Raw genomic sequence first — 21,980 nt, 5'->3', positions numbered from 1 at the left:
GTTGAAAAAAACCAGCATATCCACAACCTGGAGCAATCAGCTTTTTCTGCCGTTGTTATTCACATGTGGATAAGTTAAAATGGAATTATCGGCTTTTTGTGGATTGTGGAAAAGAACATATCGCTTGTATTCGCGAAAAAATTTGGTATTCTATTACGTTAGGTGAAAAAAAGAAAACAGAATGCCAATCTTTTATATAAATGACCAAAAAAGGAAGCGGGGTGAAAAAATGGAAATGGATACAATTGCGGCGATCTCGACGCCGATGGGAGAGGGAGCGATTTCGATTGTCCGGCTAAGCGGCGAAAATGCGATTGCGATTGCGAATCGATTATTTGCAGGTGTCGGCGGAAAAAAACTGGTGGATGTCCCTTCGCACACGATCCATTATGGGAAAATTGTCGACCCGGACACTGGAGAAACCGTTGAGGAAGCGATGGTGAGCGTGATGAAAGCGCCGAAAACGTTCACGCGCGAAGATGTCGTGGAAATCAACTGCCATGGCGGGCTTGTCGCTGTAAACCGGGTATTGCAGCTCGTTTTAAAAAATGGTGCGCGCCTTGCCGAGCCGGGCGAATTTACAAAACGGGCGTTTTTGAACGGACGCATTGATCTCTCACAGGCGGAAGCAGTCATGGATTTAATCCGCGCCAAAACGGATAAAGCGATGAACGTGGCGATCGGCCAGATGGAAGGCAGATTGTCGAAACTGGTCAAAAAGCTGCGCCAGGAAATACTGGAAGTCGTCGCGCATATCGAAGTCAATATTGATTATCCGGAATACGACGATGTTGAAGAGATGACGCACCGCATGCTGAAAGAAAAAGCACAGTACATCAAAAATGAAATTGAAAAACTGTTGCGGACAGCGCATCAGGGAAAAATTTTGCGGGAAGGGTTGTCAACGGCTATTATCGGCCGCCCGAATGTTGGAAAATCATCATTGTTAAACAGCCTTGTCCAGGAAAATAAGGCAATTGTCACCGATATTCCCGGCACGACACGCGATGTGATCGAAGAATACGTCAATGTCCGCGGTGTGCCGCTGCGCCTGATTGACACCGCAGGCATCCGCGAAACAGAAGATATCGTGGAACGAATTGGTGTGGAACGTTCGCGGAAAGCGCTCAAGGAAGCGGATTTGATTTTGCTTGTTATCAACTCATCCGAGCCGCTCAGCCCGGAAGATGAGGCATTGTTTGAAGCGGTGGAAGGCATGGATGTGATTGTCATCTTAAATAAGTGGGACCTGCCGCATCAAGTGGAGATGGAAAGCGTCCGCGAACTTGCACAAGGCGCGAAAATCCTTACCACGTCGCTTGTAACAGAGGAAGGCATGGAAAAATTGGAAGATGCGATTGCTGCGATGTATTTTGAAGGGCAGATGGAAACAGGCGACCTGACATATGTATCAAACAGCCGCCATATTGCGCTTTTGAACCAGGCATTGGAAGCCATTCAAGATGTGCAAAACGGCATTCAATCCAACACCCCGATTGATATCATCCAAATCGACCTGACCCGGACATGGGACCTGCTCGGCGAAATCATCGGCGACACCGTCCAGGAAAGCTTACTGAACCAACTCTTCTCCCAATTCTGCCTCGGGAAATAGAAAAGCGGAGGCGACTGTATAGCGGCGTACGGATTTTGTAGTCTTCGACCGAGATAAAGGAAACACGATGAGCCGGTAGGCGAATCGATGCCCGCTTATCGAAAGGAGAAGACGTAAAAATCCGTACGCCGCTAGGAGCCGCAGCTAGACAAAGAAAAGCGGAGGGCGTTTGCCCGTTGATTTTATAAAATAAAGGAGTGATAAGCATGCGGCAATACGATGCAGGAGACTATGATGTCATTGTAGTCGGCGCCGGGCATGCCGGTTGTGAAGCAGGCCTGGCCGCCGCAAGAATCGGTGCCAAAACGTTAATGATCACGATTAACCTTGATATGATTGCCTACATGCCGTGCAACCCGTCGATCGGCGGTCCGGCAAAAGGGATCGTCGTCCGCGAAATCGATGCACTCGGTGGTGAAATGGGCAGGAATATCGATAAAACCTATATTCAAATGCGGATGCTCAATACCGGAAAAGGGCCGGCCGTTCAGGCGCTCAGGGCCCAGGCGGATAAAGTCGAATACCAGCGTGAAATGAAAAAAACCATCGAAAACCAGGAAAATTTGACGCTTTTGCAAGGGATGGTCGAAGCACTTGTACTTGAAGACGGTGTCTGCAAAGGCGTTGTTACAAAAACCGGCGCAAAATATACAGCCAAAACGGTTGTGCTGACGACCGGCACGTTCCTGCGCGGCGAAATTATTATCGGGGAACTGAAATATTCAAGCGGCCCGAATAACCAGCAGCCTTCCATTGCCCTCGCTGAAAAACTGGAAGAACTCGGCTTTGACCTCGTCCGCTTTAAAACCGGGACGCCACCGCGCGTAAACGGCAAAACGATCGATTACAGCAAAACGGAAATCCAGCCGGGCGATCTGGAACCGCGGGCATTCAGTTATGAAACGACGAAGATGATCACGGACCAGCTTCCTTGCTGGCTGACTTACACCAATGAACGTACCCATGCCATTATTGACGCCAATCTCGGCCGCGCGCCGATGTTTTCCGGCATGATTAAAGGCACCGGGCCGCGTTATTGCCCATCGATTGAAGACAAAGTCGTCCGCTTCCATGACAAGCCCCGCCACCAACTCTTCCTGGAACCGGAAGGCCGCCACACGGAAGAAGTGTATGTACAAGGGCTTTCAACAAGCATGCCGGAAGAAGTGCAAAGAGAAATTTTGGCCTCCATTGAAGGGCTGGAGCATGCAAAAATGATGCGCCCCGGTTATGCAATCGAATATGATGCGATCACGCCGACGCAGTTGTGGCCGACACTCGAAACGAAAAAAGTGAAGAACCTTTATACAGCCGGCCAAATCAACGGGACGTCCGGTTACGAAGAAGCAGCCGGACAGGGGATTATTGCCGGCATCAACGCAGCGCAAAGAGCACTGGGGAAAGAAGAACTTGTCCTCGGCCGTTCCGATGCTTATATCGGTGTTTTAATTGATGACCTGGTCACAAAAGGAACGCGCGAACCGTACCGCCTTTTAACCTCCCGTGCTGAATATCGCCTGCTGTTGCGTCATGACAATGCGGATCTCAGGCTGACTGAAATCGGCTATCAAATCGGGTTGATTTCCGAAGAACGTTACCGGAAATTTACGGCGAAAAAACAGGCGATTGAAGCAGAAATCAAGCGTTTGAAATCCGTCATTCTAAAACCGGATGAAAAAACACAGACACTGATCCGGGAAGCGGGAGGAAGCGAACTGAAAGACGGCATCCACGCCGCTGATCTCCTAAAACGGCCGGAAATGCGGTATGAACATATCAAAGCGCTTGTGCCGCCTGCAACGGAACTTTCGCCTGAAGTGGAAGAACAGGTGGAAATCCAGATCAAATATGAAGGCTATATCGCAAAATCATTGCAGCAAGTTGAGCGGATGAAAAAGCTGGAAGACAAAAAAATCCCGTCTGATATTGATTATGATGCGATCCACGGGCTGGCAACGGAAGCGCGCCAAAAATTAAACAAAGTGCGCCCGATCTCGATTGCCCAGGCATCACGCATTTCCGGCGTAAATCCGGCTGATATTTCAATTTTACTTGTCTACATTGAACAGGGGAAAATTGCAAAAATCCCTGGATAAGGCATGAAGCCCGGGTTTTTCCGGCTTCTCCCTTTTTTTACATATCAACCGAAAGGATGGAAAAATGGACAGCGGACAATTCATTCCATTATTGGCTGAAAAAGGCATTCCCTTAAGCGAGGAACAAAAGCAGCAGTTTGAAACGTATTATAAATGGCTTGTTGACTGGAACAACAAAATGAATTTAACGGCGATTACGGAAAAAGGGGAAGTGTATCTCAAACATTTTTATGATTCGCTGACAGCCGCCTTTTTTACCGATTTTAACGGCCCGCTGCACGTTTGCGATGTCGGCGCCGGCGCAGGCTTTCCGGGCATCCCGTTAAAAATCTGTTTTCCGGAACTAAGGCTTTCGATTGTCGATTCATTGCAAAAACGGATTACGTTTCTCGGGCATTTAACAGAAGCGCTCGGCTTAAAAGAAGTTTCTCTTTTTCACGACAGGGCTGAAACTTTTGCCAAAAAACCGGAACACCGCGAACAATACGATGTGGTCACGGCAAGGGCGGTCGCCAGAATGTCCGTCCTCTCCGAACTGTGCCTGCCGCTTGTGAAACCCGGTGGCAGATTTATCGCGATGAAAGCCCAGCATGCCAAAGAAGAGCTCGAAAAAGCGGAAAAAGCGATCCGTCTCCTCGGCGGAAAAACGGAGAACGTATACCACTTTACCTTGCCGGTTGAAGAAAGTGAAAGAAACCTCATTGTCGTCAAAAAGGTAAAGGAAACGCCGAAAAAATACCCCCGCAAGCCGGGAACCCCGGCAAAACTCCCGCTTGAATAAGGCGGGCGTTTTACCGTGCCGGAAATCGGGATGATGCGCTAAAATGAGAGAGATTGTTCGAAAAATCGCCGGGAGTTTGGCAGGAACTTGTCTTATAATAGAGAATAAGTAGTTAGGGAGAATTTATAAGGTGGTGTACAGTGAATGAAGCATCCTTTCTCTCGTTTTTTCGGAGTGGAGGAAGAAATCGGAGAAGAAGAACTGGAAGCAGAGAATGAAAATGAAGAGATTAAAAATATCTCCGTCTCCTGTATTATTCCGAACCGGTTTCAGCCACGGACCATTTTTAATGAAGAGAAAATAGATGAACTTGCAAGAACGATCCACACCCATGGCATCATCCAGCCAATCGTTGTCCGCGAATACGAAGCAGGCCAGTATGAAATCATTGCGGGGGAAAGAAGATTCCGGGCTGTCCGGAAACTGGGCTGGGAAACTGTGCCTGCCATCATAAAAAATATGAGCGATACAGAAACAGCCTCGATTGCTTTAATTGAGAACCTGCAACGCGAAGAACTGACGCCGATTGAAGAAGCGATGGCTTACGGAAAACTTTTGGAGCTTCACCATTTGACCCAGGAAGCACTGGCACAGCGCCTTGGCAAAGGGCAATCAACGGTTGCAAATAAACTGCGCCTTTTGAAATTGCCCCCGGAAGTGCAGGAAGCCCTTTTGCAAAAACAGATCACGGAACGCCATGCACGGGCATTGATTCCTTTAAAAGAGGCAGAAAAACAGGTTCGCGTCCTCAATGAAATACTCGCAAAAAATTTAAATGTGAAACAAACGGAAGAGTATGTTACCCGTATGATGAATAAGCCGGAAAAAAAAGCAAAGCCGCGCAGACAGGCGTTCAGCAAAGATATGCGCATTGCTGTCAATACGATCCGCCAGTCTGTTTCGATGGTGACCGATTCCGGGATCAATCTCGATTCAAAAGAAGAAGATTTCGAGGACTACTATCAAATTACGATCCGGATCCCGAAAAAGGCGAAATCCTAATAAAAGAAACTTGGATGACAGGTTTCTTTTTTTCAGGTGCAGGTCATTTCCTATCCTATTCCGATAAAATAAAACTGCCAGGTTTGTGCTGCCTGCCTTAGCTTTACAAAGCCCTTTTTCCTGGTTTCGGCGGTGGTCCTGCGTTCTTTTTTAGCATGGGCGCAAGCTTTGGCATGGAAGCTGCGCCTCCTGATTTCCAACTGCCGAAAAAACTTGAAACAACCTTTTTTCGGTTTTCAGTAAACGAATCTTGCAAACTTTGATACAATAAAGTTACGTGTTTGCCGTTTTGCAAATGAGTAGCTATTTGCAGACGGGCCGTGACGAGCGTGACAAAAAAAGGTAGGTGGCAACCGTGGGAAAAGTGATTTCTATCGCCAATCAAAAAGGAGGCGTAGGAAAAACAACCACTTCTGTCAACTTGGGTGCCTGCTTAGCATACATCGGGAAGAAGGTTTTGCTTGTCGATACCGACCCCCAGGGAAATGCAACAAGCGGAGCCGGAATTGATAAAGGCGAAGTTCAGCAGTGTATTTATGATGTGTTAGTGGAAGATGCGAATATAAAGGAAGTAATCAGGGCAACGGCCGTGGACGGGCTTTATTCCGTGCCGGCAACGATTCAACTGGCGGGAGCGGAGATTGAACTGGTTCCGACCATTTCAAGGGAAGTCAGGTTAAAGCGGGCGATCAGCGCCATTAAAGACGATTATGATTATATTATCATTGACTGCCCTCCCTCTCTCGGCCTATTGACGTTAAATGCGCTAACCGCGTCGGATGCCGTCATTATCCCCGTCCAGTGCGAATATTACGCTTTGGAAGGGTTAAGCCAGCTGCTCAGCACGGTCAGGCTTGTCCAAAAGCATTTGAATCACAATCTGATGATTGACGGCGTGCTGCTGACGATGCTAGATGCCCGTACCAACTTAGGACTCCAAGTCATTGAAGAAGTGAAAAAATATTTCAGGGACAAAGTGTACCGTACCATTATCCCCCGCAATATCCGGTTAAGCGAAGCACCGAGCCACGGACAGCCGATTATTCTTTACGACCCGAAATCGCGCGGTGCGGAAGTGTATTTAGACTTAGCAAAGGAAGTGGCGGCAAATGGCTAAAGGACTTGGAAAAGGCATTAACGCGTTGTTTGCCAATATGGACGTTGACAAAGAAGATGCCGTGCAGGAAGTCAATATTAAAGAATTGCGCCCGAATCCTTATCAGCCGCGGAAGAATTTTGAACCCGAAGCGCTTAATGAATTAAAAGAATCCATTCTCCAGCATGGCATCCTGCAGCCGCTTATTGTGCGCAAGAGCATTAAAGGATACGAAATCATTGTCGGGGAACGGAGATACAGAGCCGCAAAACAAGCAAAACTTACGACGGTGCCGGTTGTCGTCCGCGATTTAAACGACCGGCAGATGATGGAATTTGCCGTGCTCGAAAACTTGCAGCGGGAAGATTTAACGCCGATTGAAGAAGCCAATGCGTACCAGTTTTTGCTTGAGAAACTAAATGTCACACAGGACGAGCTGGCGAAACGGCTCGGAAAAAGCCGGCCCTATATTGCCAATCACCTCCGTATTTTGTCTTTGCCGGTCAGCATCCAGGAGGCCATGTCTAAAGGCAAACTTTCGATGGGACACGGCCGTACGCTGCTTGGCCTGGAAAAGAAAGAAAAAATGGAGGAAATTGCGGAAAAGGTTATTGCCGAAGGATTAAGTGTCCGCCAGCTGGAAAAGCTTGTCCAGCAGCTGAACCGGAATGTTTCACGTGAAACGAAGAAAGACAAGCAGGAAAAAGATATTTTTATCCAGGAACACGAAACGGTTCTGCGCGAAAAGTTTGGGACAACCGTCCATATTAAGCGGACAAAGAAAAAAGGAAAAATTGAAATTGAATTTATGTCCAATGAAGATTTAGAGCGGATTTTACAATTGCTGGATGCCGGTTTTGAACAGGAACCGTAACGATATACAAAGATAAAGAGATAAAAACGGGTGAATTAGATGGTATTGCTGGGGACAATTGTAAACGGGCTGAGCATTGTGGTCGGTTCTTTTATCGGAAGGCTGTTAAACCATATTCCGGAGCAAATGAAAGGCACCGTGATGCAGGCGATCGGGCTTGCGGTGATGGTGCTGGGGCTCGGAATGGGGCTGAAAAGTGAACAGTATATTATCGTAATATTAAGCCTTGTGATTGGCGCAGTCATCGGCGAAATGCTGCGGCTCGAAGCCCATTTGAACGGGCTCGGTGCCTGGCTGGAAAAAAAGTTTGGAAACAGCGGACAGGGCAGTACGGCCGAAGCCTTTGTGACGGCAACGCTCGTTTTTGTGATTGGCGCGATGGCCATTCTCGGAGCATTGGACAGCGGAATCAGGGACGACCATACGGTACTGTACACGAAATCTGTTCTGGATGGTTTCACAGCACTGATCTTATCTTCAACCCTCGGTTTTGGGGTGATTTTTTCGGTTGTTCCGGTGATCCTTTATGAAGGTGCCATTGCGTTATTTGCCACGCAAATTAACCGGCTTGTCCCAGCACCGGTGCTGCATTCGTTTATTACCGAAATGACGGCAACCGGCGGAATTATGATTTTTGCTATCGGTTTAAATATTGCGGGGCTTGCCAAAATCAGGGTGGCGAATTTATTGCCGGGCATCGTGGTGGTTGCCGTGCTCATCGGCCTGTTACATGCTTATCATACGGTTTTTGGCTGAATTTTACAGGAATGAAGCAACACCTGTTTATCGGTTGAAGTATGAATGTGAACCGGCAGAAACTTACTGAAGTTGCGGATCCTTTTTGCCGGATCCCGGGCCATACAGGTTGCCGGCTTATTCATTCATCTGATTCCGATTTTTATGGTATAGAAGTTTGCGTTCACCGGGGAATTTCGGATAAACGGTTTCAAAAATGTTGCTGTTTCTGGATCACTTAAATCATTTTCTCCTTCGCCTGTCCGCTGTTCATGGAAATCATGGCGTTTTGATATTGAAGATGCAGATTGGCACGGCTGATGCCTGCAGCGATTAGTTTTGCCATTTTCAGAACAAGATTTAAACGGGTATTCTGAAGGACGGTAAACTCCATAAAACCGCTGATGTTCACAATTCCTGTAATGTGGATGTCGCCAACAGGAGGCAAATCTTTCTTTACACCCGCCCCCGGTTTCACCGGACCGTCGCCGATTTGGATCATGCCGACGCTCTTCATTTTTCCAAGGCAGGCATCGACGGCAATGACGAAGGGGTCGTGGTGCTTTTGATAAATCCTTTCCATATTTTCTTCAAGGTTTAAAGCATGAACCGGCTTATCGAGCGTTCCGTATACGTTGAAGCAGGACAGACCTGTTTCTTCCAAAAAAGTGCCCGTTAAAGGCCCGAGCGAGTCCCCGGTGGAACGGTCGGTGCCGATGCAGACCACCACCAATTCCCTGTTTGTACTTTTCGGAAGTGCTGATAAAATATGATTGGATATAATTTCTTTTGCCAGAACATCATCATGAAATACCTTGATACGATTGCCGCTGAATTCCAATTGTCCTTTTCTCAGATTCATATCAGCCACTCCCTCTTTGTAATAGTACCAGTATACGGAAAATCAAAAAAATCTATACATTTAACATATCTCTTTTTTGATACCCGCAACCGGCAGTTTTACACTTGATTCAGCCGCCAATCAAAAAGGTAATTTTTGAAAAGCGGAGCCGGTTGTCGAGCAAGCGCGGTTTTTTTGTTACAATAACGTTAAAAGAAATGAAGGTTGGTGGAATATGGGCCATTTTGAGACATATCTCAAACACCTCACATCCAAGTGGTTAAATGAAGATACATGGATCGAAATCGGGGAGACAGTGCTGAAGATCATTGTGGTGATGCTTGTCGCATCGCTTGTCATTAAATTCGGCAAAAAGGCGATTGGCAAAATTTTTGCAGTCCGTGCCAAAGCCCCTCTCCGGTTTTCAGAGCGGCGCGAGGCCACGTTGTTGCGGCTGATGGTGAACACACTGACCTATCTCGTCTGGTTTGTTGCCATTGTCACGATTTTGTCCATTCTCGGCATCAATGTCCAGGGGCTTCTGGCCGGTGCCGGAATTGTCGGGCTGGCTGTCGGGTTCGGGGCGCAAAGCCTTGTAAAAGACGTTATTTCCGGATTCTTTATTATCTTTGAAGACCAGTTTTCGGTCGGTGATACGGTGCAGGTCGGGAAATACGAAGGCGTTGTGGAAGAAATCGGGCTCAGGACAACAAAAATCAAAAACTGGACCGGCGAATTATACATCATTCCGAACGGCAATATTTCCGAAGTCACCAATTTGTCCATTCATAACAGCGTTGCCGTTGTGGATGTCCGTATTCCGTACGAAGAGGATATCGATAAAGCGGAAGCGGCCATTCAGGAAATACTGGTGTCATTTGCCGGACAGCACGAAGAGGTCGTGACAGAGCCTGAACTGTTGGGCGTCCAGCAGCTCGGCACCACGGATGTTACACTCAGGGTGGTAGCGGAAACCCTCCCGATGGCACACTGGTATATTGCGAGAGTGCTGAAAAAAGAAATTAAAAAAGCATTGGACGAAAATCGCATCCATGCACCTTATCCGAAAATGGTGACTTATTCCCGTACTGAGAAAGAAGAGGCATTGGCCGGCCAATTTCTAAAGGGGGATGAACATGGAAGATAAAAATTTCGGGTTGTATGATATTGTGGAAATGAAAAAGCAGCATCCGTGCGGCACAAACCGCTGGAAAATTATCCGGATGGGGGCGGATATCCGCATTAAATGTGAAGGATGTGGACATAGCGTGCTGCTGCCACGCAGGGAATTTGCCCGCAAACTGAAAAAAATCCTCGTTAAGCACGAAGAAGCATAGCCCTTTTATGGGTGTCTTTTTTTGGGAGCCGGGGTGCGGTTAAAATAAGGCCGGCAAACGAAACATGTTAACCGGGCGCATCCGGTGGCACCCCGGGGGTTTTTGATACAGCCGGGAAAAACTTGAAAGATACGAGAATGTTTGAAGGAGTGGACATAAAATGGCGTTAACAGCCGGAATTGTCGGTTTGCCGAATGTCGGAAAATCGACTTTATTTAATGCGATTACAAAAGCCGGGGCCGAATCTGCGAACTATCCGTTTTGTACAATTGACCCGAATGTCGGCATGGTGGAAGTGCCGGACGAACGGCTGGAAAAATTAACAGAACTGTACCATCCGAAAAAAACGGTCCCGACCACTTTTGAATTTACTGATATTGCCGGGATCGTCAAAGGCGCGAGCAAAGGGGAAGGGCTCGGGAATAAGTTTCTTTCCCATATCCGCCAGGTGGATGCAATCTGCCATGTCGTTCGTTGTTTTGAGGACGAGAACATTACACATGTTTCCGGGAAAGTCGATCCGATTGATGATATCGAAACGATCAATCTTGAATTGATCCTGGCCGATCTTGAAACGGTGGACAAGCGGATCGGGCGTGTGGAGAAAATCGCAAAACAGAAGGATAAAGAAGCCGTTGCCGAATATGAAGTGCTGACCAAATTAAAGGCGGCTTTTGAAGCGGAAAAACCGGCACGGGCGGTGGAACTGACCGAAGACCAGCAAAAAATCGTCAAAGGGTTCCAGCTTTTAACAAGCAAGCCGGTTTTGTATGTGGCCAATGTCGGGGAAGATGACATTCAGGATCCGTCTGCAAACCCGTATGTCGGGAAGGTGCGTGAATATGCCAAACAGGAAGGTGCGGAAGTGATTGTCATCTGTGCCCGCATTGAAGAAGAAATTGCCGAACTGGATGACGATGAGAAAAAAATGTTTTTAACCGAACTCGGCATCCAGGAATCCGGACTTGACCAGCTGATTAAAGCTGCTTACAGCCTGCTTGGCCTTGCGACTTATTTTACGGCTGGGGAACCGGAAGTCCGCGCGTGGACATTCAAAAAAGGCATGAAAGCCCCGCAATGCGCAGGCATTATTCACTCCGATTTTGAAAAAGGGTTTATCCGGGCTGAAACGGTGTCATATGAAGATTTAATCAAATATGGCAGCGTGGCAGCAGCAAGAGAAGCCGGAAAAGTGCGCCTGGAAGGAAAAGACTACGTTGTCCAGGACGGCGATGTCATGCATTTCAGGTTTAATGTATAACAGGAATTTTGGACGAATATTCAAATTGTATTGAAAAAATTCAAATCATCCGTTAAAATAGGTATCAGTCGAATATTTTCCTTCGGGGCAGGGTGCAATTCCCGACCGGCGGTGATGAGGAAACTCAAAGCCCGTGACCCGTATTCTCCGGAATGCGGTGGATTTGGTGAAATTCCAAAGCCGACAGTGACAGTCTGGATGGGAGAAGGATCAAACGTTTCATTGGAACGTGTATTTCATGATGCCGTTTTGCCCCGCACATCTTCGTGCGGGTTTTTTGTTTTCACGGGTATATGTTGGCGGAAATTGCATACAGGAGGCATGAAAGGATTGCAAAAAGAAGATTATATGCAGCTTGCACTCCATTTGGCCGAAAGTGTGGCCGGGCAGACTTCCCCGAATCCCCCGGTTGGAAGTGTCGTCGTGAAAAACGGCACGATCGCCGGGATGGCGGCCCACTTAAAGGCGGGAGAAAAACATGCGGAAAGGCTTGCGGTGGAACAGGCCGGGCCGCTTGCAGAGGGTGCTGAAGTTTTTGTGACGCTCGAGCCGTGTGCCCATTACGGAAAGACGCCGCCGTGCGCAGATTTTTTAATTGAAAAAGGCATCAAAACAGTATATATCGCTGCATTGGACCCCAATCCGCTTGTCGCAGGCAAAGGAATAGAAAAGCTCAGGCAAGCCGGAGTAAAAGTGGAAACCGGGATATTGAAGGAACAAGCGGAAAAGTTGTACCGCCCTTTTTTCCACTTTATTCAAACGAAAACACCGTTTGTCACTGTCAAAACCGCCATGACGGCAGACGGAAAAATTGCATCTGAAACCCGTGACAGCAAATGGATCACAAGTGAAGAAGCAAGGCGTGATGCCCGCCGGTTAAGAAGCAGGCATGATGCAATACTTGTCGGCATACAAACCGTTCTCCATGATAACCCCCTTCTCACCACACGTTTGCCCCATTCCGGGAAAAATCCTATTCGCATTGTATTAGACACCCATTTGCGCATCCCGCCGGAAGCGAAAGTGCTAAACGGCGATGCGCCAACCATTATTTTTTGTGGAAGCGATGCACCAAAAGAAAAAGAACAATGTCTGAAGCAGCTTGATGTCGAAGTGGTCCGCATGCCGCATGCCCGCCTCTTGATCCGTGACGTGTTAGCAGCGCTCGGGGAAAAAGGCATCATGACTTTACTCGTCGAAGGCGGCGCGGCAGTAAACGGCTCATTTTTAAAAGAAGGCGCAGTGCAACAGTATATTTTTTACATTGCCCCGAAAGTGATCGGCGGGAAAAACGCGCCGTCCCCTTTCGGCGGACACGGGTTTGGCAAGGTGGCCGATGCTTTGCCGCTCCGGTTTGAAAAAGTGGAACAGATCGGACCGGATTTAAAAATTACGGCTGCCGTCCAAAAGGAGGTGCCGGCGCATGTTTACAGGGATTATTGAAGAAATTGGCATATTGAAACGTGTGGAAAGAGGCCCCCGCTCCCTTAAGCTTGCCGTACAGGCCAGGACGGTTCTCCAAGATGTACGGCCTGGCGACAGCATTGCAGTGAACGGTGTTTGCTTAACCGTCACTTCCTATACGCCAAATGCATTTACGGCTGATGTCATGCCTGAAACATTTTTCAGCACGGCATTGGCCGGGCTGAACATCGGCAGCAAAGTCAACCTTGAACGAGCAATGGCTGCAGGCGGGCGGTTCGGCGGGCATTTTGTCACAGGGCATGTTGATGGCACGGGCACGGTCTGTTTGAAACAAAGGATGGAAAATGCCGTTTATATCACGATTTCTGTTCCCTCCTCCCTGTCCGCCTTTCTGATCCCAAAAGGCTCGGTTGCACTCGACGGCACCTCCCTGACTGTGTTCGGGGCTGCGGACGGGCAATTAACCGTTTCATTGGTGCCGCATACGCAGCAGCATACGATATTGCCGGAAAAAAAGATTGGCGATGCCGTGAATATTGAATGCGATATTTTGGCCAAGTATATGGCAGGGCTGTTCAGGAACGGAGAACGGGCGGAAAAAGAGAGCGGCATGATGGCGCTCTTAAAAGACCAAGGTTTTATGTAAACAAAGGGGTGAAAAACTTGTTTCATACCATTGAAGAAGCAGTAGAAGACTTAAAGGCCGGAAAAGTCGTGATTGCCGTCGATGATGAAAATAGGGAAAACGAAGGTGATTTTATCGGCCTTGCGGAAAAAGCGACACCGGAAATGATCAATTTGATGGCCAAAGCAGGACGCGGGCTCATCTGTGCACCGATTACGGCGGAAAAAGCACGGCAGCTCGATCTTTACCCGATGGCACGGCAAAATACCGACAGCCATGAAACGGCCTTCACCGTGAGCATTGACCATGCTGCCACCCGGACCGGCATCAGCGCATTTGAACGTGCCAAAACGGTCCGGCACCTGGCAGAAGACGGGGTGAAAGCAGAAGATTTTCACCGGCCGGGCCATATTTTTCCGTTAGTAGCCAAAGCAGGCGGCGTCCTGGAACGGTCCGGCCATACGGAAGCAGCCGTTGACCTGGCAAAACTGGCAGGCGCAAATCCGGCAGGCGTAATATGCGAAATCATGAATGAAGACGGCACGATGGCACGACTCCCTCAACTGGAGGAAATGGCCAAAAAATTTGGCATCAAACTGGTGACGATCCAATCGTTAATCGAGTACAGAAAAAAACATGAGAAACTGATTCAAAAAGAAGCGGAAATCACGCTGCCGACGCGTTACGGCACGTTCCGGGCTGCCGGTTACAAAGATCTGCTGTCAGGGGGAGAACATGTTGCCCTTATAAAAGGGGAGGTCAACAGCGAAGAGCCGGTGCTGGCAAGGATCCATTCCGAATGCCTGACCGGTGATTGCTTCGGTTCCCTCCGTTGCGACTGCGGCCCGCAGCTTGCCCGGAGCCTAGCGCAGATTGAAAAAGAAGGGCGTGGTGTCCTCGTTTATATGCGGCAGGAAGGACGGGGGATCGGGCTTCTGAATAAATTGAAAGCTTACCGGCTGCAGGAAAAAGGATTGGATACAGTGGAGGCCAACCGCCGGCTTGGATTTCCGGCAGATATGCGCGACTACTGCATCGCTGCGCAAATTTTAAAAGATCTCGGGGTAACACAAGTCCGGCTTTTAACAAACAATCCTGATAAAGTGGAGGCATTAACGCGTTACGGTATCCGAATTGCGGAAAGAGTGCCGGTTGAAATCGCGCCTGTCCGTGAAAATGAAGGATATTTGCGTACGAAAGCGGAAAAAATGGGGCATTTGCTGCATATATAGGAGGAGATCAAAATGGGACAAGTATTTGAAGGCAATCTGGTTGGAACCGGCTTAAAAATCGGCATGGTTGCCGCCCGCTTTAATGAATTCATTACAACAAGGCTCGTAAGCGGGGCAAAGGATGCATTATTAAGGCATGGCGTTAAAGAAGAAGCAATCGATCTTGCCTGGGTGCCGGGCGCATTTGAAATCCCGCTGGCGGCAAAGAAAATGGCGGAAACGGACAAATATGATGCCGTATTGGCACTCGGCGCGGTGATCCGCGGCGCAACCCCGCATTTTGAATATGTAAGTGCAGAAGCGGCAAAAGGGGTCGCCCATGCAAGCCTTTCTACAGAAACACCTGTTATTTTCGGGATTCTGACAACCGATACGATTGAACAAGCGATTGAGCGGGCCGGGACGAAAGCAGGTAATAAAGGCTGGGATGCGGCAGTGAGCGCGATCGAAATGGCGAATGTCATCCGGAAAATAGAAGCATAAATTTGAAAAGGGTGTTATTGCTTTTGATGTAAAAACTTAAGTCCGTTTTATAAAAAAAGCCCTTGCAAAAGGAACGTATGTTTGATAAAATAGGGATGTCAGCGATAGCAAAAAGCGGGATGGAGTCTTAAGACAATTGATTTTGCCTGCGTGATATGGTATACTTACGACTTGTGAGTAATGAATGCATGAACCATTGCTCCTTGCCCTTTTGAATAAAAGGGCCGCATAGTCCATAAGGAGGTGACAAACAGATGAGAAAGTACGAAATTATGTACATTATCCGCCCAAATATTGAGGATGAGGCAAAAAAAGCGCTTGTTGAGCGTTTTGACAATGTCCTCAACAACCAGGGTGCGGAAATCATCGAATCGAAAGAGTGGGGAAAACGCCGTCTTGCATACGAGATTCAGGACTTCCGTGATGGTTACTACCATATCATCAACGTGAATGCTGAACCGGTTGCAGTCCAGGAATTTGACCGTCTGGCGAAGATTAACGGTGATATTATCCGCCACATTGTTGTAAGAGAAGAAGAATAATTTTTAACGATAAAACGTTTCACGTGAAACGGATTTTGAATCATGAGAGGGGTTGATTCTGATGTTGAACCGTGTTGTTCTCGTAGGCAGGCTGACAAAAGATCCCGATTTGCGCTATACGCCGAGCGGAGTAGCGGTTGCTACTTTTACCCTGGCTGTAAACCGTACGTTTACAAACCAGCAGGGGGAAAGGGAAGCGGATTTCATCAATTGTGTTGTTTGGAGAAAGCAGGCTGAAAATGTGGCCAACTACTTAAAAAAAGGAAGTCTGGCAGGCGTAGACGGCCGGATTCAGACACGCAACTACGAAGCTCAGGACGGCCGGCGCGTGTATGTCACAGAGGTCGTGGCAGACAGCGTCCAGTTTCTTGAACCGAGAAGTGCGAATCAGGAACGCGGCAGCAGCCAGAATTACGGGAACAACCAAGGGAGTCCTTTCCCGGGGTACAATCAGAATCAAAATCAGTATCAGCGTAATCAAAATGATTCAAAGCCTGATGAAGATCCATTCTCTAATGATGGACAACCGATTGACATCTCTGATGATGATCTTCCGTTTTAATGCGGGCAAACCCGTAAAGTTGTGATATAAAGGAGGGTGAAAAAATGGCAGGTGGACGCAGAGGCGGACGGAAACGCCGGAAAGTATGCTACTTTACAGCGAACCATATTACCCATATCGACTATAAAGATGTGGACTTGCTGAAAAAGTTCATTTCTGAAAGAGGAAAAATTCTTCCTCGTCGTGTAACGGGTACAAGTGCAAAATACCAACGTAAATTGACAACTGCAATCAAACGCGCACGTCAAATGGCGTTGCTTCCTTATGTTGCAGAAGACAAATAAGCAGCGGAAAAAGCAACTGGATTTTTCTTTCAATATATGAATGAAAAAAGACACCCTGTTTTCAGGTTGTCTTTTTTCATTTTATTATCTTTTTGCTTCATGGAATGGTTATGGTAAAATGAGGGGAAATGATGGTTTTTTGAAGGGAGCATGCGTGTGAAAAAAACAAGAATGCTGACAGAAGGGGCGATGCTTGCAGCGGTTTTCGGCGTCATGCTGCTTGTGACATTATATGTCCCAGTGATTAGAATAATTGTTCTGGTTTTTCTTCCACTGCCATTAGTCCTGTTTTGTGCCAAATATTCTTTGCGTTCAATTCTTGTCTTCTGTCTGGTTTGTTTGCTTGTGTCTGCCATTATGGGAACAGTCATGGCAATCCCGATGGCCGTTTTTTTCGTTTGTATTGGATTTGTTATGGGATACGCTATTCAGCGAAAAAAATCTAAATTATTTATATACATAGCAACCAGCCTGACCTTTTTAGCCATCACGATCATCGGGCTGTTTGCCACCCTGAAGTTTTTCCACTTGAATATCATCGCGGAAAACTTAAAAATCATGCAGCAGTCAATTGAACAGTCAAAAGCGCTTGTCAACAGTCTGGGGGAATCACAGGCCTATGAGGACAGGTTTGCGCAAATGGCCGATGTCGCAAGCCAGATGTACTCTGTCTATTTGCCGAGCTTGTTATTGCTTTCTGCCTTTATCGCCGTTTTTGTGCTCATTTCTGTGAACTTTCCAATCGCCAAACGTTTCGGTGTCCCGGTTCCGTCCTTTCAACCTTTCCGCGAAATGCGGCTGCCGGGAAATATCTTATGGTATTTCATTCTGGCAATGGTGGCCAACCTGCTGATGCACGGGGACACGGGCAGCTTCTTTGCAAAAGCGGTTCTGAATCTGATGCTGATTTTCCAAATTCTCATTTTGCTGCAGGGGTACGCTTTTATAAGCTTTGTCAGCCACGAGAAAAAATGGCCAAAAGGGTTACTGGCTTTCGCCGTCATTTTATCAATCATATTCAGCCCGCTGCTTTATCTTGTTATGATATTCGGTATAATGGATTTAGGATTTGATTTCAGGCGGATGATTCAAAAGTGACCCTTTCTTAGTTTCTCAATATAGGAGCTGAAGGTATGCCTTCTTACTACAATAAACGATTCATGCGCTATCCGTTATACGGCTTAATTGCAGTGTCTCTCATCCTGCTCGGTATTATTTTCTTTTACCACTGGTGGATAACGGCAGCCGGCATTGTTGTGCTCGGGGCGTTATCCTACTGCGCATTTTACGTGGAACAACGGTCGAGCGAAGAAATCGAACGCTATATCTCCAATCTTTCCTACCGGGTCAAACGCGTCGGTGAAGAAGCGCTGATGGAAATGCCGATCGGGATCATGCTGTACAATGAAGATTACATCATTGAATGGACAAATCCGTTTATGGCCTCCTGCTTTAATGAAGATACACTTGTCGGGCGTTCCCTTTATGATGTAGCGGAAGTGCTCGTACCGCTGATTAAGCAGGAAATGCATTCCGAGACGATTAGTCTGAATGAAAGGAAGTACAGGGTTGTCCTGAAACTGGAAGAGCGGCTGCTTTATTTTTTCGACATTACGGAACAGGCCGAAGTCGAGCAGTTGTATGAAGATGAACGGACCGTGATCGCCATTATTTATTTGGACAACTATGATGAAGTGACACAAGGCATGGACGACCAGTCTGTCAGCAGCCTGAACAGTCTCGTGACCTCGATTTTAAACAAATGGACAATGGAGTTCGGCCTGTTTTTTAAACGAATTTCGTCTGATAAATTTATTGCGGTATTTAATGAACGGATTTTGCATGAATTGGAAGACAATAAATTCTCGATTCTTGATGAAGTCAGGGAGGCCACAGCGAAGCAAAACGTGGCGCTGACTTTGAGCATCGGGGTTGGCGCAGGTGTCCCGTCCCTCCCCGAACTTGGGGAGCTTGCCCAATCGAGTCTCGACATTGCCCTCGGGCGCGGTGGTGACCAGGTTGCCATCCGGCAGGCGAACGGAAAAGTGAAATTTTACGGTGGCAAAACAAATCCGGTTGAAAAGCGGACAAGGGTCCGGGCCCGCGTGATTTCCCATGCGCTGCGGGAACTCATGATGGAAAGAGACAAAGTGATGATCATGGGCCACAAATTTCCGGATATGGATGCCATCGGAGCGGCTGTCGGCATCCGGAAAGTGGCGGAAATCAACCAAAAAGACGGCTATATTATTTTAAATCCGAGTGAAACGGACACAAGTGTCAAGCGGCTGCTTGGGGAAATAAAACAGTATCCGGATTTGTATGCCCGCTTCATTACACCGGATGAGGCGCTTGAAATGGCGACGGATGACACATTGCTTGTTGTCGTTGATACGCACAAGCCTTCCTTTGTCATCGATGAACGAATCGTCAGGCGGATTGAAAATGTCGTTGTCATTGACCATCACCGCCGCGGGGAAGACTTTATTAAAAACCCGCTGCTTGTCTATATGGAACCGTACGCCTCTTCGACATCCGAACTTGTAACCGAATTGATGGAATACCAACCGAAAAACGGCAAAATCAATATGCTTGAAGCAACTGCCCTGCTTGCTGGTATAATAGTGGATACAAAAAGTTTTACATTGCGGACAGGCTCACGGACGTTTGATGCAGCATCCTATCTTCGTGCCCAGGGCGCCGATACGGTGCTTGTACAAAAATTTTTAAAAGAAGATTTGCGTTCGTATATCCAGCGCGCCAAGCTTGTGGAAACCGTTAAATTTCCGCTAAACGGCATCGCGGTGGCAAAAGGGAAAAATGATACCATTTATTCCCCTGTTTTAATGGCGCAGGCTGCCGATACGATTTTAATGATGAACGGCGTCGATGCTTCTTTTGTCATCGGACGGCGCAGCGAGAATGAAGTGGGGATCAGCGCAAGGTCGCTTGGAAGCGTCAATGTGCAAATCATTATGGAAACGCTGGATGGCGGCGGGCACCTTTCCAATGCAGCCACCCAGATGAAAAATATAACGGTTGATGAGGCAGAAGAAAAGCTCATTCAAGTGATAGAAGAGTATATGGAAGGGAGTCAGCAATCATGAAGGTCATATTCCTGAAAGACGTAAAAGGCAAAGGAAAAAAAGGAGACATTAAAAATGTGGCGGATGGTTATGCCCACAATTATTTGTTCAAAAACGGGGCGGCAATAGAAGCGACGCCTGCCAATCTGAAAAGCATGGAAGCCCAAAAACGGAAAGAAGAAAAACTGGCGCAGGAAGAACTGGAAGAAGCCAAAAAATTAAAAGAGAAACTTGAGAACATAACGGTTGAAATCAAAGCCAAATCGGGCCAGGACGGGCGACTGTTCGGCTCGGTTACAAGCAAACAAATCTCTGAACAACTGAAAAAAAGCTTCCAGATTCAGGTGGATAAAAGAAAAATAGAGCTGCCGGATGCGATCCGCACTTTGGGTTACACGAAAGTGCCGGTCAGATTACATCATAACGTAACGGCAGTGCTCAATGTCCACGTTTCCGAATAGAAACGTATTTTACCAGCTTTCTTTTTGTTTTCCGCGTGTTAAAATAATAGTACGTGCAGAAAAATGTGATCCATTTTATCGTGATCACATTTTTTCTATTTGGAATAAGTGTGCGGTTCTCTTACGGCAAACGGGTTACCGGTTAAACTGCCATTCTCCCCGGCATGCTTATGTTTGGTGCCGGAACTGGATGATTTAGGATAAAATGGAGGATTCAAAATGAATGAATTGCAAGACCGCATTCCCCCCCAAAATATTGAGGCGGAACAGGCAGTGCTTGGTGCCATTTTTTTGGAGCCTTCTGCATTTATAACAGCTTCGGAAATTTTGACGGCAGAGGATTTTTACCGGAATGCCCATCAAAAAATTTTCCAGGTGTTTGCGAAGCTGAATGATGCCGGCAAGGCAGTCGATCTTGTAACAGTGGCGGAAGAATTATCAGCCACCCGGCAGCTTGAAGATGCAGGCGGCCTCTCTTATTTGAGCGAACTGGCCGCAAGCGTTCCGACAGCGGCCAATATCGCTTACTATGCCGGAATTGTAGCTGAGAAAGCTTTGCTCAGGCGCCTGATTCGGACTGCCACCCATATTGCCCAGGAAGGCTATACGCGGGAAGACGATGTCGATGAACTGCTTGATGAAGCCGAACGCAGCATTATGGAAGTGGCCCAGCGCAAAAATGCCGGCGATTTTAAACATATCAAAGATGTCCTTGTCAGCACATATGATAACATCGAAATGCTCCATAACCGGAAAGGCGACGTCACCGGGATACCGACAGGGTTTTACGAGCTTGACCGGATGACAGCCGGTTTCCAGCGCAATGATTTGATTATTGTGGCGGCGCGCCCGTCTGTCGGGAAAACGGCATTTGCCCTCAATATCGCGCAAAACGTCGGCACGAAGACAGAGGAAAATGTGGCGATCTTTAGCCTTGAAATGGGCGCTGAACAACTTGTCATGCGGATGCTGTGCGCGGAAGGCAATATCGATGCCCAGCGGCTCCGGACCGGGGCGCTGACAGACGAAGACTGGCGGAAACTGACGATGGCAATGGGAAGCCTCTCTAATTCCGGCATTTATATTGATGATACCCCTGGAGTAAGGGTAACGGAAATCCGCTCGAAATGCCGGCGCCTGAAACAAGAGCACGGGCTTGGCATGGTGGTCATCGACTATTTGCAGCTGATCCAAGGAAGCGCCCGTTCCCGGGAAAACCGGCAGCAGGAAGTTTCTGAGATTTCAAGATCGCTGAAGGCGCTGGCGCGTGAACTTGAAGTGCCGGTCATTGCCCTTTCCCAGCTTTCCCGGGGCGTCGAACAACGGCAGGATAAGCGCCCGATGATGAGCGATATTCGTGAATCGGGAAGCATTGAACAAGATGCTGATATCGTGGCTTTTCTGTACAGGGAAGACTATTATGAACAGGACACGGAGAATAAAAACATCATTGAAATCATTATTGCGAAGCAGCGGAACGGCCCGGTCGGCACCGTCCAGCTCGCTTTTATAAAAGAGTACAATAAATTTGTGAACCTGGAACGGCGGTTTGACGATGCGCCTGTTCCGGCATAGCAAGTATCGATATGAAGCTTTTCCTTTTCGGGGAAAGGCTTTTTTTGTGCGTTTTACGAATAAAAAC

22 protein-coding genes and 1 riboswitch are annotated in these 21,980 nt (G+C 47.7%); of the genes, 21 read left to right on the top strand and 1 reads right to left on the bottom strand.

Annotated elements, in window-relative coordinates; all coding sequences use genetic code 11:
* Nucleotides 1-229: 229 nt before the first annotated feature.
* The 7 genes from mnmE to NFR98_RS08285 all read left to right on the top strand — a co-directional run bounded on the left by mnmE (nt 230) and on the right by NFR98_RS08285 (nt 8,220).
* Nucleotides 230-1,615 carry a tRNA uridine-5-carboxymethylaminomethyl(34) synthesis GTPase MnmE gene (gene mnmE, locus NFR98_RS08315; protein WP_014096607.1) on the top strand — a complete coding sequence of 462 codons (1,386 nt, stop codon included), beginning with the start codon at nt 230-232 and terminating at the stop codon, nt 1,613-1,615.
* 206 nt (nt 1,616-1,821) lie between these two features.
* Nucleotides 1,822-3,711 carry a tRNA uridine-5-carboxymethylaminomethyl(34) synthesis enzyme MnmG gene (mnmG, locus tag NFR98_RS08310; protein ID WP_211062421.1) on the top strand — a complete coding sequence of 630 codons (1,890 nt, stop codon included), beginning with the start codon at nt 1,822-1,824 and terminating at the stop codon, nt 3,709-3,711.
* Between the two features lie 64 nt (nt 3,712-3,775).
* A complete protein-coding gene (gene rsmG / locus NFR98_RS08305) occupies nt 3,776-4,492 on the top strand; it encodes a 16S rRNA (guanine(527)-N(7))-methyltransferase RsmG (protein WP_211062420.1) in 717 nt (238 codons plus the stop codon).
* A 144-nt stretch (nt 4,493-4,636) separates the two neighbouring features.
* The gene (gene noc, locus NFR98_RS08300) at nt 4,637-5,494 is read left to right on the top strand and encodes a nucleoid occlusion protein (protein WP_014096610.1); all 858 of its coding nucleotides are present in this window, start codon (nt 4,637-4,639) and stop codon (nt 5,492-5,494) included.
* Between the two features lie 355 nt (nt 5,495-5,849).
* On the top strand, nt 5,850-6,611 hold the full coding sequence (locus NFR98_RS08295; RefSeq protein ID WP_017550668.1) for a ParA family protein: 762 nt from the start codon (nt 5,850-5,852) through the stop codon (nt 6,609-6,611).
* The gene (locus NFR98_RS08290) at nt 6,604-7,464 is read left to right on the top strand and encodes a ParB/RepB/Spo0J family partition protein (protein ID WP_035183075.1); all 861 of its coding nucleotides are present in this window, start codon (nt 6,604-6,606) and stop codon (nt 7,462-7,464) included. Before NFR98_RS08295 ends, NFR98_RS08290 begins: the two co-directional genes overlap by 8 nt.
* Before the next feature lie 39 nt (nt 7,465-7,503).
* Nucleotides 7,504-8,220: a DUF554 domain-containing protein gene (locus tag NFR98_RS08285; protein ID WP_035183078.1), complete on the top strand. Its 717-nt coding sequence runs from the start codon at nt 7,504-7,506 to the stop codon at nt 8,218-8,220.
* Nucleotides 8,221-8,437: 217 nt separating this feature from the next.
* On the opposite strand, the gene yyaC is transcribed toward NFR98_RS08285, so the two are convergent.
* Nucleotides 8,438-9,061 (bottom strand): spore protease YyaC, encoded by a 624-nt coding sequence (gene yyaC / locus NFR98_RS08280; protein ID WP_017550665.1) that lies wholly within the window; start codon nt 9,059-9,061, stop codon nt 8,438-8,440.
* A gap of 214 nt (nt 9,062-9,275) precedes the next feature.
* Here yyaC and NFR98_RS08275 point away from each other — a divergent pair, with 214 nt between their 5' ends.
* From NFR98_RS08275 to dnaB, 14 genes are all read left to right on the top strand, one after another.
* The gene (locus NFR98_RS08275) at nt 9,276-10,187 is read left to right on the top strand and encodes a mechanosensitive ion channel family protein (RefSeq protein WP_014096615.1); all 912 of its coding nucleotides are present in this window, start codon (nt 9,276-9,278) and stop codon (nt 10,185-10,187) included.
* Nucleotides 10,177-10,377: a DUF951 domain-containing protein gene (locus tag NFR98_RS08270; protein ID WP_013860891.1), complete on the top strand. Its 201-nt coding sequence runs from the start codon at nt 10,177-10,179 to the stop codon at nt 10,375-10,377. The genes NFR98_RS08275 and NFR98_RS08270 overlap by 11 nt, the downstream gene beginning before the upstream one ends.
* Before the next feature lie 160 nt (nt 10,378-10,537).
* Entirely contained in the window at nt 10,538-11,638 is a 1,101-nt protein-coding gene (gene ychF, locus NFR98_RS08265) for a redox-regulated ATPase YchF (RefSeq protein ID WP_014096616.1), read from the top strand.
* 74 nt (nt 11,639-11,712) lie between these two features.
* Nucleotides 11,713-11,852: riboswitch (FMN riboswitch) on the top strand.
* Nucleotides 11,853-11,968: 116 nt separating this feature from the next.
* Complete coding sequence (gene ribD, locus NFR98_RS08260) at nt 11,969-13,081, top strand: bifunctional diaminohydroxyphosphoribosylaminopyrimidine deaminase/5-amino-6-(5-phosphoribosylamino)uracil reductase RibD (RefSeq protein ID WP_179234842.1); 1,113 nt, start codon at nt 11,969-11,971, stop codon at nt 13,079-13,081.
* On the top strand, nt 13,062-13,709 hold the full coding sequence (locus NFR98_RS08255; RefSeq protein ID WP_035183081.1) for a riboflavin synthase: 648 nt from the start codon (nt 13,062-13,064) through the stop codon (nt 13,707-13,709). The genes ribD and NFR98_RS08255 overlap by 20 nt, the downstream gene beginning before the upstream one ends.
* A gap of 17 nt (nt 13,710-13,726) precedes the next feature.
* A complete protein-coding gene (locus NFR98_RS08250; RefSeq protein ID WP_251459950.1) occupies nt 13,727-14,920 on the top strand; it encodes a bifunctional 3,4-dihydroxy-2-butanone-4-phosphate synthase/GTP cyclohydrolase II in 1,194 nt (397 codons plus the stop codon).
* A gap of 12 nt (nt 14,921-14,932) precedes the next feature.
* On the top strand, nt 14,933-15,403 hold the full coding sequence (gene ribH / locus NFR98_RS08245; protein ID WP_071452204.1) for a 6,7-dimethyl-8-ribityllumazine synthase: 471 nt from the start codon (nt 14,933-14,935) through the stop codon (nt 15,401-15,403).
* A 254-nt stretch (nt 15,404-15,657) separates the two neighbouring features.
* The gene (gene rpsF, locus NFR98_RS08240; RefSeq protein ID WP_014096621.1) at nt 15,658-15,945 is read left to right on the top strand and encodes a 30S ribosomal protein S6; all 288 of its coding nucleotides are present in this window, start codon (nt 15,658-15,660) and stop codon (nt 15,943-15,945) included.
* Between the two features lie 61 nt (nt 15,946-16,006).
* Entirely contained in the window at nt 16,007-16,507 is a 501-nt protein-coding gene (ssb, locus tag NFR98_RS08235) for a single-stranded DNA-binding protein (RefSeq protein WP_046721068.1), read from the top strand.
* A gap of 44 nt (nt 16,508-16,551) precedes the next feature.
* Entirely contained in the window at nt 16,552-16,791 is a 240-nt protein-coding gene (gene rpsR, locus NFR98_RS08230) for a 30S ribosomal protein S18 (protein WP_013860883.1), read from the top strand.
* A 156-nt stretch (nt 16,792-16,947) separates the two neighbouring features.
* Nucleotides 16,948-17,889 carry a YybS family protein gene (locus tag NFR98_RS08225; protein ID WP_251459948.1) on the top strand — a complete coding sequence of 314 codons (942 nt, stop codon included), beginning with the start codon at nt 16,948-16,950 and terminating at the stop codon, nt 17,887-17,889.
* A 35-nt stretch (nt 17,890-17,924) separates the two neighbouring features.
* Nucleotides 17,925-19,898, top strand: coding sequence for a DHH family phosphoesterase (locus NFR98_RS08220; RefSeq protein WP_061565616.1), 1,974 nt, complete (start codon nt 17,925-17,927; stop codon nt 19,896-19,898).
* Nucleotides 19,895-20,338: a 50S ribosomal protein L9 gene (rplI, locus tag NFR98_RS08215; protein ID WP_014096625.1), complete on the top strand. Its 444-nt coding sequence runs from the start codon at nt 19,895-19,897 to the stop codon at nt 20,336-20,338. The genes NFR98_RS08220 and rplI overlap by 4 nt, the downstream gene beginning before the upstream one ends.
* Nucleotides 20,339-20,557: 219 nt before the next feature.
* Nucleotides 20,558-21,913, top strand: a complete 1,356-nt coding sequence (gene dnaB / locus NFR98_RS08210) for a replicative DNA helicase (RefSeq protein WP_014096626.1) — start codon at nt 20,558-20,560, stop codon at nt 21,911-21,913.
* The last annotated feature ends 67 nt before the right edge of the window (nt 21,914-21,980 follow it).

This window comes from Weizmannia agrestimuris, from assembly GCF_943193165.1.
Lineage (GTDB): Bacteria > Bacillota > Bacilli > Bacillales > Bacillaceae_C > Weizmannia > Weizmannia faecalis.
Note: the sequence above shows the minus strand (reverse complement) of the source record. Positions and strands in the feature narration are given on the sequence as shown.